This window comes from Paracoccus sanguinis (assembly GCF_900106665.1).
Classification (GTDB): Bacteria; Pseudomonadota; Alphaproteobacteria; order Rhodobacterales; family Rhodobacteraceae; genus Paracoccus; species Paracoccus panacisoli.
This window is the reverse complement of sequence record NZ_FNNA01000001.1, coordinates 1,066,034-1,081,743: the sequence shown is the minus strand read 5'-3', so window position 1 is coordinate 1,081,743 and position 15,710 is coordinate 1,066,034. Positions and strand designations below refer to the sequence as shown.

Below are 15,710 nucleotides of genomic sequence, written 5' to 3'. Positions count from 1 at the left end.
CCTGCGCGCCACATCGCCGCCATGACCGACCGCTTTCCCATGGGCGCCCGCATCGGGGTGCAGACGACCGAGCCGGTCGGGCTGCTCGACTATCTCGCCCCCGAGGGCGGCGTCAGCGTGGGCGAGCTGGTGGTGGTGCCGCTGGGGCCGCGGCGGGTGATGGGCGTGGTCCGCGGGCCGGGGGCGGGCGATTTCGACGCCGCGCGCCTGCGGCCCGTCCAGCGCCGCATCGACGCGGCCCCGCTGGGGGCGGGGATGCTCGAGTTCCTCGACCGCGCCGCCGACTATACGCTGACGCCCCCGCCGGTGATGCTGCGGATGGCGCTGCGGGCGCCCGATCTGGACCGGCCGCCTGCCGAGCGGCGGGTGATCCACCGGGCCGGGCCGCCGCCCGCGCGGATGACCGACGCGCGCGCCGCCGTGCTGCGGGTGCTCGACGATCACGGGGGCGCGGGGTTCGCGCCGGCCGAGCTGGCGCAGCTTGCGGGGGTGGGGACGACGGTGGTGCGCGGCCTCGTCGCCGCGGGCACGCTGGTCGCGACGGCGGCGCCGGTGGACCTGCCCTATCCGCGGCTCGACCCGGGGCTGCCGGGCAAGGCGCTCGACCCCGCGCAGACGGCGGCGGCCGAGGCGCTGCGCGCGGGGGTGCGCGGCGGGGCCTACGGCGCGACGTTGCTCAGGGGCGTGACCGGCTCGGGCAAGACCGAGGTCTATCTCGAGGCGGTGGCCGAGACGCTGCGGGCCGGGCGGCAGGCGCTGGTGCTGCTGCCGGAAATCGCGCTCTCGGCCGAGTTCCTCGACCGGGTCGAGGCGCGCTTCGGCGCCCGGCCGGGCGAGTGGCACTCGGGCATCACCCGCACCGAGCGCCGCCGGCTCTGGCACATGGCCGGGCGCGGCGAGGTCGGGCTGGTGGTCGGCGCCCGCTCGGCGCTGTTCCTGCCGTTCCGCGACCTCGGGCTGATCGTGGTCGATGAGGAACACGACAGTTCCTACAAGCAGGACGAGACGGTCTATTACAACGCCCGCGACATGGCGGTGCTGCGCGCCAGCATCGAGCAGGCGCAGGTGGTGCTGGCCTCGGCCACGCCCTCGGTCGAAAGCTGGGTCAACGCGGCCTCGGGAAAATACGCCCGGCTCGACCTGCGCGCGCGCTATGGCGAGGCGGAGCTGCCGCAGATGGCCGCGATCGACCTGCGCGCCGAAGAGATGCCTTCGGGCAGCTGGATCTCGCCCACGCTGGCCGCCGCGGTGGACCAGCGGATCGGGCGGGGCGAGCAGGCGCTGATGTTCCTCAACCGCCGCGGCTATGCCCCGATCACCACCTGCAGGGCCTGCGGCCATCAGGTCGGCTGCGACGACTGCGACGCGCGGATGGTCGAGCACCGCTTCCAGAAGCGCCTCGTCTGCCACCAGTGCGGGGCGACGAAGCCGGTGCCCACCGCCTGCCCGGCCTGCGGGGTCGAGGGGCGGATGGCCGCCGTCGGTCCCGGCGTCGAGCGCCTGGCCGAGGAGGTCGCGGCGCGCTTTCCGGGCGCCCGGGCCGAGGTGCTGTCCTCGGACCTCTTCACCTCGGCCCGCGCGGTGAAGGAGAGCATCGCCCGGATCAGCGGCGGCGGCGCCGACATCATCATCGGCACCCAGATCGTCGCCAAGGGCCACAACTTCCCGCTGCTGACGCTGGTGGGCGTGATCGACGCCGACCTCGGGCTGCAGGGGGCGGACCTGCGGGCGGCGGAGCGTTCGTTCCAGCTCATGCGGCAGGTGGCGGGGCGGGCGGGGCGCTTCGGCGGCGGCGGCGAGCGGCCGGGGCTGGCCTTGCTGCAGACCCACCAGCCCGAGCATCCGGTGATCCGCGCCATCCTGTCGGGCGAGGACGAGGCCTTCTGGGACGCCGAGGCCGCCGCCCGTCGCGCCGCCCAGATGCCGCCCTTCAGTCGGCTGGCCGGGATCATCCTGTCCCACCCCGACCAGCCGGTGGTCGAGGCCTATGCCGCCGAACTCGCCCGCCGCGCCGCGCCGCTGCGCGAGATCGGGGCCGAGCTCTTCGGCCCGGCGCCCGCGCCCATCGCGCGGGTGCGGGCGCGCTACCGCGTGCGGATGCTGATCCGCGCGCCCCGGCAGTCGCCGATCCAGGCGGCCATCGCCGGGTGGCTGGCGGCGGCGCCGAAGGCGCCCTCGAACCTGCGGCTGGCGGTGGACATCGATCCGCAGAGCTTTCTCTGAAACCGCCGGACGCGCTGGGGCATTGGCTTGCCGAGACAGGCGAGGAGCGCCCCATGACCCCCAGATGGCCCGAGCGGCTGTGGATCGTCCGCCACGGCGAAAGCGCCGGCAACGTCGCCTGCGACCTCGCCTATCAGCAGGGGCTGGCGCGGATCGACCTGACCGGCCGCGACGTGGACGTACCGCTGTCGGCGCTGGGCGAGCAGCAGGCGCGGGCCCTCGGCCACTGGTTCGCCGAGGGGCGCGAGGAGGGGCGGCCGAACGTCGTCCTGTCGTCGCCCTACCAGCGCGCGCAGGCGACCGCGCGGCTGTTCCGCGAGGCGGGCGGGTGCCCGGCGGATACCCGCATCCACCTTGACGAGCGGCTGCGGGAAAAGGAGTTCGGGATCCTCGACGGGCTGACCGGCAAGGGCATCCGCGCCGAGTATCCCCGCCAGGCCGAGCTGCGCGCCAGCCTCGGCAAGTTCTACCACCGCCCGCCGGGGGGCGAGAGCTGGTGCGACGTGATCTTCCGCCTGCGGGCGCTGATGGACACGGTCGGCCTGCACCACGGCGGCTGCCGGGTGATGATCGTGGCCCATCAGGTCGTCGTGCTGTGCCTGCGCTACATCATCGAGGGGCTGACCGAGGAGGAGATCCTCGCCATCGACCGCGAGAACGACGTCGCCAACTGCTCGATCACCGAATATCGCTGGCTGGCGGGCGCCGAGGGCAGCGACGGCGGGATGGAGCTGGTGCGCTACAACGTCACCGCTCCGATGGAGGCCGAGGACACGCCGGTCACGCGCGAGCCGGACCCGATCGTGGGGTCTCGGGGATGACCGCGGCGGTGCTCGATTCGGCGTGGCTGCGGCGGCACCCCCTGCCGGTTCATCCCGAGGGCACCGACAAGAACTCGCGCGGGCGGGTGATGCTGGTCGGCGGGTCGCTGACGGTGCCGGGTGGGCTGGTGCTGACCGCGACCGCGGCCTTCCGGGCCGGCGCGGGCAAGGTGCAGATCGCGCTGCCGGAACCGCTGGCGATCCCGACCGGCATGGCGATGCCGGAAAGCGGGATGTTCCCGCTGCCGGTGTCCGAGGCGGGCGAGATCGCCGGGCTGGGCGATCTGGCCGAGCGGGCGGTCGCCTGCGGCTGCCTCGCCATCGGGCCGGCGATGGGCGGGACCGAGGCGGCCGAGGCGGTGCTGGACGGGCTGCTGCCGAAGGCCGAGGGGCCGGTGATCCTCGACGCCGCCGCGGTCGCCGCGGCACGGGACCGCCACGACATGATGGCGGCGCTGCCGGGCGGGGCGATCCTGACCCCGCACGCGGGCGAGATGGCGCAGCTCACCGGGCTCGACTGCGACGAGATCGAGGCGCGGCGCGAGGCGGTGGCGGTCGAGTATGCCGGGCGGCTGGATGCGGTGCTGCTGGTCAAGGGATCGACGACGCTGATCGCCAGCCCCGGCGGCGAGCTCGCCATCTATGGCGGCGGCGGCGTGGGGCTCGCGACCGGCGGCTCGGGCGACGTGCTGACGGGGATCATCGCCGGGCTGACCGCCCGCGGCCTGCCCGCGTGGGAGGCCGCCTGCTGGGGCGTCTGGCTGCATGGCGAGGCCGGGCGTCGGCTGGCCGAGCGGATGGGGCCGATGGGGTTTCTGGCCCGCGAGCTGCCGGGCGAGATCCCGGCGCTGATGCGCGGGGTGTGATCCGGCGCGGTCGGGCGGCGGCGGGGTCCGGTGAACCGGGGCCTAGAGCCCGGCGTCGGCCAGCACCTGCTCGAGCACCGGGGCGAGGCGGTCGGACCAGAGCTGCTGGCCCGCCGCGTCGCGGATCAGGTCGTTGCGCACCTCGATCAGCACGTTCGGCCGCCCCTGCGCCAGCGCGTGCCGGTCGATGGAATCGCCGTCGAGGTGGCCGCTGTAGGGCTGATTGTCGCCCGTCACCCACCCCTGCGCCCGGCAGGCCCGCACCATCGCCGGCCCCAGCCGCTCGTCGCGGTGGGAATAGAGGATGCCGACCGCCCAGGGCCGCGGCGGCCGGCCGGCGAGCTGGGGGGTGAAGCTGTGCACCGCGCAGATCGCCCGCGCCGGGTGCGCCGCGGCCAGCCCCGCCAGCGCGTCGTGGTAGGGGCGGTAGAGCCGGGCCAGCCGACGGTCCCGCTCGGCCGCGTCCGCCCCGCGGTTGGCGGGGATCACCGTGCCGTCATAGAGGCGCATGAGCAGCGTCGGGTCGTCCTCGCCGCGGTTCGGGTCGATGACGAGGCGCGAGAAGTCCGACCAGACCACCGGCGCGTCGAGCCGTTGCCCGAGCGCCCGCGCCACCCCCAGCGCGCCCACGTCCCAGGCGATGTGGCGGGCCATGTCCTCGGCCGCGATCCCCAGGTCGCCGCCGTTCACCCAGTCGGGCACCCGGTTGGTCGCGTGGTCGCAGGTGACGAGCCAGCGCGACGGGCGGTCCGCGCCTTCGACATGGACGGGGGGATGGGGGTCGGGGTCGGTCGACGCGGGAGTGGGCATGGCGACGGGATATAGCCGCCGCGCCGGTTGATCGCAAAGCCGGTTCCGGGTTAACGATAGCGCAAACATTTTGCCGATGGACGGCGAAGACGATGAGGGCAGGATGAGACGGCACCGGAACGTGAAGATCGTGGCGACGCTTGGCCCGTCCTCCTCGGACATCGAGGTGATTCGGGCGCTGTTCGCCGCCGGGGCCGACGTCTTCCGCCTCAACATGAGCCACGGGACGCACGCCGAGCAGAAGGCGCGCTACGACGTGATCCGCGCCGTCGAGGCCGAGACGGGGCGCCCGATCGGGGTGCTCGCCGACCTGCAGGGGCCGAAGCTCAGGGTCGGGGTGTTCGCCGCCGGGGCGCATGAGCTTGAAGAGGGGGACAGCTTCCGCTTCGACCTCGACCCGACCGAGGGCGACGGGCGCCGGGTGCAGTTGCCCCACCCCGAGATCTTCGCCGCGCTGCAACCCGGCGCGCGGCTGCTGGTGAACGACGGCAAGATCCGGCTGCGGGTGCAGGACTGCGGCCCCGACTTCGCCGACTGCGTGGTGACGGTCGGGGGCACGATCTCGAACCGCAAGGGGGTCAACGTGCCGGACGTGGTGCTGCCGCTGGCGGCGCTGTCCGAGAAGGACCGCGCCGATCTCGAGTTCGCGTGCGAGCTGGGGGCGGACTGGCTGGCGCTCTCGTTCGTGCAGCGGCCCGAGGACGTGATCGAGGCGCGGGCGCTGGCCCGCGGACGGGCGGCGATCCTGTCCAAGATCGAGAAGCCCGCGGCGGTCGACTGCTTCGCCGAGATCCTCAAGGTCTCGGACGGGATCATGGTCGCGCGTGGCGACCTGGGGGTGGAGCTGCCGGTCCACTCGGTCCCGCCGATCCAGAAGCGGCTGGTGCGGACCTGCCGGCAGGCAGCCAAGCCGGTGATCGTGGCCACCCAGATGCTCGAGTCGATGATCGAAAGCCCGATGCCGACGCGGGCCGAGGTCTCGGACGTGGCGACGGCGATCTATGAGGGCGCGGACGCGGTGATGCTGTCGGCCGAAAGCGCCGCCGGGCGCTATCCGGTCGAGGCGGTCTCGACGATGGACAACGTCGCGCGCTCGGTCGAGGACGACCCGACCTATCGCACCGTCATCGACAGCTCGCGCTCGACCGCGAACCGCGAGACGGTGGCCGACGCCATCGCGGTCGCCGCGCGCGAGATCGCCGAGACGACCGACATCGCCGCGATCTGCGCCTATACCCAGTCCTCGACCACGGTGCGGCTGGCCGCGCGCGAGCGGCCGCGGGTGCCGATCATCGCCATGTCGTCCGAGCTGCCGGTGCTCAGGCGGATGTGCCTGATCTGGGGGGCGCATTGCGTGCTGACGCCGGTGCTCGAGCGGTTCAAGCAGGCGGTGGTGAACGCCGTCGGCGCGGCGCGCAGCTTCGGCTTCGCCGACGCCACCCAGCGGATCATCGTCATGGCGGGGGTTCCGTTCAACACTGCGGGATCGACCAACATTCTGCGGGTCGCGTCGTGCGACGAGCTGTTGATTTCCCGCACCGACCCGGACTAAAGCGCGGGCGAAGAAACGCAGCGCGGTGGCCTGAATGTCCGATATCCTGATCCTCACCGGCACCGCGCTGATGGCGGTTTCGCTTGTCCTTGCCCTTGCCGCGCTGGCGCGGACCGAGCCGCCGCGCGGCGCGGCCATCGCCTTCGTCTTCGGGGTGGCGGCGCTGTTTGCCGGGGCGTGGATCGACCCGACCCCGTTCCGGGTGCAGGACCTCGGCCTTGCCTGGCAGCGGCTGCTGGGCGGGCAGATCCGGCTCTGACCCCGCGCCGGGGCTGAGCGCCCCGAGGCCTGCGGCGACCCGTTTGCGGGTGGCCGTTTGGGGTTGCCATCGCCCCCCTGCCTCTGTATCAGGCGCGCTTCGACACGTCCCGTGCGGCCGGCCGATTGGCATTGCCGAGTCGCACGTTCACTCTGACAAGGAGACGAAAATGCCGAAGATGAAGACCAAATCGGCCGCCAAGAAGCGGTTCTCGATGACGGCCTCGGGCAAGGTCAAGGCCGGCCCCGCGGGCAAGCGCCACGGGATGATCAAGCGCTCGACGAAATTCATCCGCGAAGCGACGGGGACGATGATCCTGTCCGACGCGGACGCGAAGATCGTCAAGAAATACATGCCCTACGACCGCTGATCGAGGTAACAACAGATGTCCCGAGTCAAATCCGGCAAGGTCACCCACGCCCGCCACAAGAAGGTCCTTGACGCCGCCAAGGGCTACTATGGCAACCGCTCGCGCAACTTCCGCACCGCGACGCAGGCCGTCGACAAGGCCAACCAGTACGCCACCCGCGACCGCAAGGTCCGCAAGCGCAACTTCCGCGCCCTGTGGATCCAGCGCATCAACGCCGGCGTCCGCGCCATCGACGCCGAGTTCACCTATTCGCGCTTCATCGCCGCGCTGGCGAAGGCGGGGATCGAGGTGGACCGCAAGGTGCTGGCCGATCTGGCCGTCCACGAGCCCGAGGCGTTCGAGGCGATCGTCGCCCAGGCCAAAGCCGCGGCCTGAGCCGCAGCGATCACCGAGACAGAAAAGAAGGCCCGCCGGATCGGCGGGCCTTTTGCTTTGTCGGGGTTGGGCCTCGCCGGGGTTCGCCTCGTCGGACGCGGACGTCTGGCGCTCAGCGCCAGATCGTCTCGTCCACGCCGCGGCCGGCGAGGTCGGGGTGGGCGGCGATGTGGAACCGCGGCTCGCGTCCCATCCGCCGCTGGGCGGCGTAGTCGCGGGTCAACTTCACCACCACGCCCGACAGCGCGACGATGGCGACGAGGTTGATCGTCGCCATCAGCCCCATCGAGGCATCGGCAAAGTTGAACACGGTGCCCACCGCCTGCAACGCGCCCCAGATCACCATCCCCAGCACCGCGACGCGCAGCATCAGGATCCCGAGGTCGCCGCCGCCGAGGAACACCACCGCGTTCTCGGCATAGGCGTAGTTGCCGATGATCGAGGTGAAGGCGAAGAACAGGATCGCCACGGCGACGAAATAGAGCCCCCACTGGCCGAAATGCTCGCCCAGCGCGGCCTGCGTCAGGGCGACGCCGGTCAGCTCGGCCGAGGGGATCGCGCCCGAGAGCAGGATCATTACCGCCGTCGCCGTGCAGACGAGGATGGTGTCGATAAAGACGCCCAGCGCCTGCACGAAGCCCTGCGCCGAGGGGTGGTGCGGGTCGGGCCGCGCCACCGCGGCGATGTTCGGGGCCGAGCCCATGCCGGCCTCGTTCGAGAAGAGCCCGCGCTTGACGCCGTTCAGCATCGCCGCGGCCAGGCTGCCGGCGACGCCGCCGACCACCGGCTCGAGCCCCAGCGCCTGCTTGACGATATGGGCCAGCACGCCCGGCACCAGCGGCAGATGGGTGGCGAAGACCCAGATCGCGGCCAGCAGATAGGCGCCGGCCATGAACGGCACGATCAGCTCGGCCGCCCGGGCGATCTGCGGGATGCCGCCGAAGATGATCGCCGCCGTCACCGCGGCGAGCGCCACCCCGGTGACCCAGCGCGGCACGCCGAAGGTCACCCACGCCTCGGCGATCGAGTTGGCCTGCACCGCCTCGAACACCAGCCCGAAGGACAGGATCAGTGCCACCGAGAAGAGCGCCGCCAGCCAGCGCAGCCTGAGCCCGCGGGCGATGTAGAAGGCCGGGCCGCCGCGATACATCCCGTGCGGGCCGTGGACCTTGTAAAGCTGCGCCAGCGTCGATTCCGCATAGGCCGTGGCCATGCCGACCAGCGCCACCATCCACATCCAGAAGATCGCCCCCGGCCCGCCCAGCGTGATCGCCACCGCGACCCCGGCGATGTTGCCGGTGCCGACGCGGCTGGCGAGGCTGACCGACAGCGCCTGGAACGGCGAGATGCCGTCCGGGTCGCGGTTGGTGCGACCGAGGAGGCAGCGGAACATCTCGGGGAAGTGCACGAACTGGATGAAGCGCAGGCGGAGGGTGAAATACACGCCCACCGCGAGCAGACCGTAGATGAGGACGTAACCCCAGAAAATGTCGTTCATGAAATTGATGGCGGAGTCGATCATCGGGGGTCCTCACGGCATGATGACCAACCTGTGACATGGCGCCGGGGGATGCAACGGGGCCCGGGGCGAAAGGGGCTTTGCCCCTCGCCGCGCGGGGCGCGGCTCACCCCAGGATATTTCTGCAAGAAAGACGCGGGGTGAGGGAGGGGCCGCGGCGGCCGAACCGCGGCGGCCTCCGTCGCGTTCGGGGACCATGACCGGCGCATCCCCCTCCACGACCGACCGCTATCCGGCGCGCGTGCCCTTGGCGCGCCGACCGCTCGGCATCCTCGGGTCGGCGATGACTGCGCGGCGCAACGTGCTCGAGCTGATCCCCGAGCTGGCGGTCCGGCAGCCGATGGTGTCGGGCACGCTCGGCATCCGCTGGCATATGGTCATGGACCCGGATGCCCTGCGCCGGGTGCTGAAGGACCGGGTCGAGGACTATCCCAAGTCCACCGTGACGCGGCTGATCCTTGAGCCCGCCATCGGCGACAGCCTGTTCATCGCCGAGGGCGCCCAGTGGCGCTGGCAGCGGCTGGCGGCCGCCCCCGCCTTTGCCGCCCGCCATGTCGAGGCGCTGGGGCCGGTGATGACCGCCGCGGCCGAGGCCTCGGCGGCGCGCATCGCCGCGGCCTCCCAGCCCTTCGACGCCTTTGCCGAGATGGTCGCCGCCACCTTCGACGTCATCAGCGACGTGACCTTTTCCGGTGACGAGGGCTTCGACCGCGACGCCGTGCACCACGCCATCGAGCGCTATATCGCCTCGACCGCGCGGGTGTCTCTGCTCGACGTGATGGGCGCGGCGCCCTGGGTGCCGCGGCCGGGGCGGCTGTTTGCCGGCGGCGCGCTGCGGCGGACCAAGAAGCTCGCCGACCGGGCGATTGCCGAGCGCGCCCGGCGCGGGCCGCGGCTGCCGCCGGACCTGCTCGACCTGCTGCGTGCGGGGGTGGACCCCGAGACGGGGCGGCGGATGAACCCCTCCGAGCTGCGCGACAACCTGCTGACCTTCATCGTCGCCGGGCACGAGACGACCGCCCTGACGCTGGCGTGGGCGCTCTATCTCTGCGCCTTTGACCCCGACGTGCAGGCGCGCGCGGCCGAAGAGGTCTCGGAGCTGGACCGGGTGACGGCCGCCGACCTGCCGCGGCTACCCTATGTCCAGCAGATCGTGCAGGAATCCCTGCGCCTCTATCCGCCGGCGGCGTTCCTGTCGCGCACCGCGCGGGTGGCCGACACGCTGGGCGGGCGCGAGGTGCGGCCGGGCGACACGGTGATGCTGCCGATCTATGCGCTGCACCGCCACCGGCTGCTCTGGGACGACCCCGACGCCTTCGACCCCGACCGCTTCGCGCCGGGGGTCGAGCGTGACCGCTTCGCCTTCCTGCCCTTCGGCGGCGGCCCGCGCATCTGCATCGGCGCCAATTTCGCGCTGCAGGAGGCGGCGATCATCCTCGCCACGCTGTTCGCGCGGTTCCGGTTCGACCTCGTCCCCGGCCTTGCGCCGGTGCCGCGGATGATCCTCACCCTGCGCCCGCACGGCGGGGTCTGGTTGCGCGCCACGCCGCGCTGACGGTTGCGGCCGACCCGGTGCAGCGCCTATCTGCTGAAGGACGGCGGCGATGGGGGCAGGGCACGACATGATGAACAAGGTCTGGCAGGAACGCCCGCTGATCGCCGTGCTGGTCGCGCTGCTGCTGGAACGGTCGCCCCTCGGCGCGATGATGCCGGGCGGGGCGGGGATGGTGCTCAGCTTCATCATCCTCTTCGGCGCCATGATCTGGGGCGCCGCCGGGGTCGTCCGCCACGCCGAGGCGGTGGCCGAGCGCCTGGGCGAGCCCTTCGGCACGCTGATCCTGACCCTCGCCGTAGTCTCGATCGAGGTGGCGCTGATCGCCTCGGTCATGCTGTCGGGAGAGGGCTCGCCGACGCTGGCGCGCGACACGATGTTCGCGGTGCTGATGATCGTGCTCAACGGCCTCGTCGGCCTGTCGCTGTTGCTCGGGGCGCTGCGGTTCGGCGAGCAGAACTACAATTTCGCCGGCGCGGGGTCGTTCCTGATCGTGATCGTGCCCTTCGCGGTGCTCTCGCTGGTGCTGCCGGCCTACACCACCTCGACCTTCGCCCCGAGCTTTTCCGAGTTCCAGTCGCTGTTCTTCCTGATCGTGACGCTGGCGCTCTACGGCGTGTTCCTGTCGATCCAGACCGTCCGCCACCGTGGCTTCTTCGTCGAGCCGGAAGAGCCGGACATCGGCGACGAGCGCCATGCCGAGTACCCCACCCTCGTCCATGTCGGGCTGCTGCTGGCGACGCTGATCCCCATCGTGCTGCTGTCGAAGCCGCTGGCGAAGCTCGTCGATCACGGCATCGGCGCGGTCGGCCTGCCCTCGGCGCTGGGCGGCGTGGTGATCGCGACCATCGTGCTGGCCGCCGAGGGGTTGAGCGCGGTCCGCGCGGCGCTGCGGAACCGCCTGCAGCGCGCGGTGAACCTGCTCTTGGGTGCGGCGCTCTCGACCATCGGCATGACGGTGCCGGCGGTGCTCGCCATCGGGGTCTTCACCGGGCAGGCGGTGGTGCTGGGCCTGCCGCCCGCGCAGCAGGTGGTGCTGGCGCTCTCGCTGCTGGCCGCGATCCAGACCTTCGGCGCGCGCCGCACCAACGTCCTGCACGGCGCGGTGCATCTGGTCATCTTCGCCGCCTATATCGCGCTGATCTTTGCCCCCTGAGCCGGTGCGGCCCCGGCTTTCCCGGCCCGCGCCACCGTGCTAGACCGCGCCCGCATTCACGGAGACCGCCATGACCCTCGATCCCGACGCCCTGCGCGCAAGCTGGCTTTCCCGCGTGGCCGAGGCCCCGGACGCCCCGGCGCTCGAGGAGGTGCGGCTCGCCGCGCTGGGCAAGAAGGGCGAGGTCGCGCTGATGATGCGCGAGCTGGGCCGGATGACCCCGGAGGAGCGGCAGACCCGCGGCGCCGCGCTGAACCGCGTCAAGGACGAGATCGACGCCGCACTGCGCGCCCGCAAGACGGCGCTCGAGGATGCGGCGCTGGACGCGCGGCTGGCGGGTGAGTGGCTGGACGTGACCCTGCCCGGCCGCCCCCGGCCCGCAGGGACGATCCACCCCGTCAGCCAGGTGATGGACGAGGTGACCGCAATCTTCGCCGACATGGGCTTTGCCGTGGCCGAGGGGCCGCAGGTGGAAAGCGACTGGTTCAACTTCGACGCGCTGAACATCCCGCCCGAGCATCCCGCCCGGCAGGAGCACGACACCTTCTTCATGGCGCGCGCCGAGGGCGACACCCGCCCGCCGCACGTGCTGCGCACGCACACCTCGCCGGTGCAGATCCGGGCGATGCAGGCCCAGGGCGCGCCGATCCGCGTGATCGCGCCGGGCCGCGTCTATCGCATGGACATGGACCAGACCCACACGCCGATGTTCCATCAGGTCGAGGGGCTGGCGATCGGGCGCGACATCTCGATGGCGAACCTGAAATGGACGCTGGAAGAGTTCTGCCGCGCGTTCTTCGAGGTGCCCTCGGTCGAGCTGCGCTTCCGCGCCTCGCATTTCCCCTTCACCGAGCCCTCGGCCGAGGTCGACATCCGCTGCGACTGGTCCGGCGGGGTGCTGAAGATCGGCGAGGGGGACTCGTGGCTCGAGATCCTCGGGTCGGGGATGGTGCATCCCAAGGTGCTGGCCGCGGCGGGCGTGGACCCTGCGGAATGGCAGGGGTTTGCGTTCGGCATGGGGATCGACCGGATCGCGATGCTGAAATACGGGATTCCCGACCTGCGGGCGTTCTTCGAGAGCGACTTGCGGTGGCTGCGGCATTATGGGTTTGCGGCTGGGGATGTGCCGTCGGTGAGCGGGGGGTTGAGTAGGTGACGGCAGATGATGTCATCCAGAGCCTTGCGCTGATTGCTATATTATTTTCGCTAGCTGTCACTGGAAATCTGTCTGGCTACTGCGGGATATCTGCGGTATTGCTGCAATGGGTTTATATGGAAATCTTGAAACGGGACAGCGATAGACGGATATATTTATTGCCAGAGCGGCTTCAATCATACGCGCATCTTAAAGGAAATGTGACTAGGGCCGTCGCTGGCGCGTTGAGTCCTGGTGCTCACGAAGTTCTTTTGGGTACTTTAAAAAAAGTTGAAACAAAAGCTGCCGCGTTGTTAGTGGTTCTCTCGCTGACACTTACTTTGACAGCAACCATCGCAGCGTTGCCGAGTTCGGTTAATTTAGTGACAAAGGTTATCTTGTATACCGTAATTTGCCTTCACTTCATGCCGATAATGGCTGTCTTTCGGTGCTTCGAGCAGGCTGACAGTATGGACATCGAGGGCGGGCAGAGCCTCGAACTTGAATTGCAAGCCAAGTTGCTGGGGCAACTGGCGACGAAAGAGTTGAGGTTCAGATTTGCTTATGAGTCAACTACGGTTATCCTGCTTCTAGGTGGCGGTGGGCTATTAACTTGGATCGCAAATCGGTAACGGTAGAAAACTCATGAAACTCACCCTCTCCTGGCTCCGTGACCACCTCGACACCACGGCCTCCGTCGCCGAGATCGCCGACGCCCTGACCGACCTCGGGCTCGAGGTCGAGGACATCCACGATCCCGCCGCCCGGCTCGCGCCCTTCACCCTCGCCAGGGTGATCCACGCCGAACAGCACCCCGACGCCGACCGGCTGCGGGTCTGCCGGGTGATGACCGACGAGGGCGAGAAGCAGATCGTCTGCGGCGCGCCGAATGCGCGGGCGGGGATCACCGTCGTGCTCGCCAAGCCCGGCGACTACGTGCCCGGCATCGACACCACGCTGGGCGTCGGCAAGATCCGCGGCGTTGAGAGCCACGGGATGATGGCCTCGGAACGCGAGCTGGAACTCAGCGACGAACACGACGGCATCATTGAGCTGCCGTCCGGCGAGGTCGGGGACCGCTTCACCGACTGGCTGGCCGCCAACGCGCCCGACAGGATCGACCCGGTGATCGAGATCAAGATCACCCCCAACCGCCCCGACGCGCTGGGCATCCGCGGCGTCGCCCGCGACCTGGCGGCGCGCGGGCTCGGGACGCTCAAGCCGCTGGCGGTGACGCCGGTCGAGGGCCGCTTCGACAGCACCCCGCGGGTCCGCATCGCCGCGGACGTCGCCGAGCGGGCGCCGCATTTCACCGGTCGGCTGATCCGCGGCGTGACCAACGGCCCCTCGCCCGCCTGGCTGCAGCAGCGGCTGCGCGCCATTGGGCTGCGGCCGATTTCGGCGCTGGTGGACATCACCAACCTGTTCACGTTCGACCTCAACCGGCCGCTGCACGTCTTCGACGCGGGCAAGGTCGCGGGCGATCTGGTGGTGCGCGGCGCGGCCGAGGGCGAGAGCCTGCTCGCGCTCGACGGCAAGACCTATGCGCTGCGGCCGGGCGATCTGGTCATCGCCGACGACAACGGCCCCGAAAGCCTCGCCGGGATCATGGGCGGCGAGGCCTCGGGCGTGACCGAGGCGACCACGGACGTGTTCCTTGAAAGCGCCTACTGGCAGCCGATCGGGATCGCGGCGACCGGGCGGGCGCTGCGCATCAACTCGGACGCCCGCTACCGCTTCGAGCGCGGGGTGGACCCGGCCTTCACCCGCGACGGGCTGGAACTGGCGACGCAGCTGATCCTCGACCTCTGTGGCGGCGAGCCGGGCCATGTGGTCGAGGCCGGCGCCGCCCCCGACACCGCCCGCGCCTACCGGCTGGACCCGGCGCGGACGCAGCGGCTGGTGGGGATGGACATCCCCGAGGACGAGCAGCGCAGGACGCTGGAATCGCTCGGGTTCGTGCTCGACGGCGACATGGCGTCGGTGCCCTCGTGGCGCCCGGACGTCCAGGGCGAGGCCGACCTGGTCGAAGAGATCGCCCGCATCGCCTCGCTCAGCCGGCTCGAGGGCCAGCCGCTGCCGCGTCCGCGCGCCGGTGTGCCGCAGCCGGTGCTGACGCCGCTCCAGCGCCGGGAAGGTGCGGCGCGGCGGACCGCGGCGGCGCTCGGCTACAACGAGTGCGTGACCTACAGCTTCATCGACGAGGGCGCCGCGCGGCTGTTCGGCGGCGGCGGGGCGGCGGTGCGGATCGAGAACCCGATCAGCTCGGAAATGACGCATCTGCGTCCCGACCTGCTGCCCGGTCTGCTGGCCGCCGCGGCGCGCAACCAGGCGCGCGGGTTCCTGGACCTCGCGCTCTTCGAGATCGGCCCGGTGTTCTCGGGCGGCGAGCCGGGCGAGCAGGCGGTGCAGCTCTCCGGCCTTCTGGTCGGGGCGAGCGCCCCGCGCGATCCCTTCGGCAGCCGCCGCCTGGTCGATGCCTTCGATGCCAAGGCCGACGCCGAGGCGATCCTGGCCGCCGTCGGCGCCCCGGCGCGGGCGCAGATCGACCGCAAGCTCGACGGCTGGTGGCACCCCGGCCGGGCGGGCAACATCCAGCTTGGCCCCAACCGGCTGGCGACCTTCGGCGAGCTGCATCCGCGGGTCCTGCGCCAGTTCGACGTCAAGGGACCGGCGGTCGCGTTCACCGTGCAGCTCGCGAACGTGCCGCTGCCGAAGACCCGCACCCCCACCCGCCCGGCCCTCGGGACGAGCGACCTGCAGCCGGTGGACCGCGACTTCGCCTTCGTGGTGGACGAGCGGGTCGAGGCGGCGGCGATCGTCAATGCGGCGCAGGGGGCCGACAAGGCACTGATCGCCCGGGTCGCGGTCTTCGACGAGTTCCGCGGCGAGCGCGCCGAGGCGCAGATGGGGCCGGGCAAGAAATCGGTGGCGATCACCGCCCGGCTGCAGCCGCGGGACCGGACGCTGACCGAGGCCGACCTCGAAGCCGTCTCGGCCCGCATCGTCGAGAAGGTCGCCAAGGCCACCGGCGGAACCCTGCGCGGGTGACGACCCCCGCGCGCTCCTTAG

At 71.2% G+C, this 15,710-nt stretch carries 14 protein-coding genes; 12 read left to right on the top strand and 2 right to left on the bottom strand.

Annotated elements, in window-relative coordinates:
• Window positions 1-21 precede the first annotated feature (21 nt).
• From BLW17_RS05230 to BLW17_RS05220, 3 genes are read left to right on the top strand one after another with little or no spacing between them, the layout of a single operon-like run.
• The gene (locus tag BLW17_RS05230; RefSeq protein WP_074826167.1) at window positions 22-2,223 is read left to right on the top strand and encodes a primosomal protein N'; all 2,202 of its coding nucleotides are present in this window, start codon (window positions 22-24) and stop codon (window positions 2,221-2,223) included.
• A gap of 53 nt (window positions 2,224-2,276) precedes the next feature.
• Complete coding sequence (locus BLW17_RS05225; protein ID WP_036732620.1) at window positions 2,277-3,044, top strand: histidine phosphatase family protein; 768 nt, start codon at window positions 2,277-2,279, stop codon at window positions 3,042-3,044.
• A complete protein-coding gene (locus BLW17_RS05220) occupies window positions 3,041-3,910 on the top strand; it encodes an NAD(P)H-hydrate dehydratase (protein WP_036732618.1) in 870 nt (289 codons plus the stop codon). Before BLW17_RS05225 ends, BLW17_RS05220 begins: the two co-directional genes overlap by 4 nt.
• Window positions 3,911-3,952: 42 nt before the next feature.
• On the opposite strand, the gene BLW17_RS05215 is transcribed toward BLW17_RS05220, so the two are convergent.
• The gene (locus BLW17_RS05215) at window positions 3,953-4,720 is read right to left on the bottom strand and encodes an N-formylglutamate amidohydrolase (protein ID WP_036732617.1); all 768 of its coding nucleotides are present in this window, start codon (window positions 4,718-4,720) and stop codon (window positions 3,953-3,955) included.
• Between the two features lie 103 nt (window positions 4,721-4,823).
• Between BLW17_RS05215 and pyk the strand changes: the two genes are divergently transcribed.
• From pyk to rplT, 4 genes are all read left to right on the top strand, one after another.
• On the top strand, window positions 4,824-6,272 hold the full coding sequence (pyk, locus tag BLW17_RS05210) for a pyruvate kinase (RefSeq protein ID WP_036711556.1): 1,449 nt from the start codon (window positions 4,824-4,826) through the stop codon (window positions 6,270-6,272).
• 34 nt (window positions 6,273-6,306) lie between these two features.
• A complete protein-coding gene (locus BLW17_RS05205) occupies window positions 6,307-6,531 on the top strand; it encodes a hypothetical protein (RefSeq protein ID WP_036711554.1) in 225 nt (74 codons plus the stop codon).
• Between the two features lie 169 nt (window positions 6,532-6,700).
• On the top strand, window positions 6,701-6,901 hold the full coding sequence (gene rpmI / locus BLW17_RS05200; RefSeq protein WP_036711551.1) for a 50S ribosomal protein L35: 201 nt from the start codon (window positions 6,701-6,703) through the stop codon (window positions 6,899-6,901).
• A gap of 15 nt (window positions 6,902-6,916) precedes the next feature.
• Window positions 6,917-7,276: a 50S ribosomal protein L20 gene (gene rplT, locus BLW17_RS05195; RefSeq protein ID WP_036711548.1), complete on the top strand. Its 360-nt coding sequence runs from the start codon at window positions 6,917-6,919 to the stop codon at window positions 7,274-7,276.
• 112 nt (window positions 7,277-7,388) lie between these two features.
• On the opposite strand, the gene BLW17_RS05190 is transcribed toward rplT, so the two are convergent.
• Window positions 7,389-8,798 carry an alanine/glycine:cation symporter family protein gene (locus BLW17_RS05190; RefSeq protein WP_197055268.1) on the bottom strand — a complete coding sequence of 470 codons (1,410 nt, stop codon included), beginning with the start codon at window positions 8,796-8,798 and terminating at the stop codon, window positions 7,389-7,391.
• Window positions 8,799-8,991: 193 nt separating this feature from the next.
• On the opposite strand from BLW17_RS05190, the gene BLW17_RS05185 reads away from it, so the two are divergent.
• The 5 genes from BLW17_RS05185 to pheT all read left to right on the top strand — a co-directional run bounded on the left by BLW17_RS05185 (window position 8,992) and on the right by pheT (window position 15,689).
• On the top strand, window positions 8,992-10,350 hold the full coding sequence (locus BLW17_RS05185) for a cytochrome P450 (protein WP_036732614.1): 1,359 nt from the start codon (window positions 8,992-8,994) through the stop codon (window positions 10,348-10,350).
• A gap of 49 nt (window positions 10,351-10,399) precedes the next feature.
• Window positions 10,400-11,503: a calcium:cation antiporter gene (locus BLW17_RS05180; protein WP_139305912.1), complete on the top strand. Its 1,104-nt coding sequence runs from the start codon at window positions 10,400-10,402 to the stop codon at window positions 11,501-11,503.
• 70 nt (window positions 11,504-11,573) lie between these two features.
• Entirely contained in the window at window positions 11,574-12,659 is a 1,086-nt protein-coding gene (pheS, locus tag BLW17_RS05175; RefSeq protein ID WP_036709871.1) for a phenylalanine--tRNA ligase subunit alpha, read from the top strand.
• Window positions 12,656-13,270, top strand: coding sequence for a hypothetical protein (locus BLW17_RS17680; protein ID WP_139305911.1), 615 nt, complete (start codon window positions 12,656-12,658; stop codon window positions 13,268-13,270). The genes pheS and BLW17_RS17680 overlap by 4 nt, the downstream gene beginning before the upstream one ends.
• A 13-nt stretch (window positions 13,271-13,283) precedes the next feature.
• Window positions 13,284-15,689, top strand: a complete 2,406-nt coding sequence (pheT, locus tag BLW17_RS05165) for a phenylalanine--tRNA ligase subunit beta (protein WP_036732609.1) — start codon at window positions 13,284-13,286, stop codon at window positions 15,687-15,689.
• Window positions 15,690-15,710: the final 21 nt, after the last annotated feature.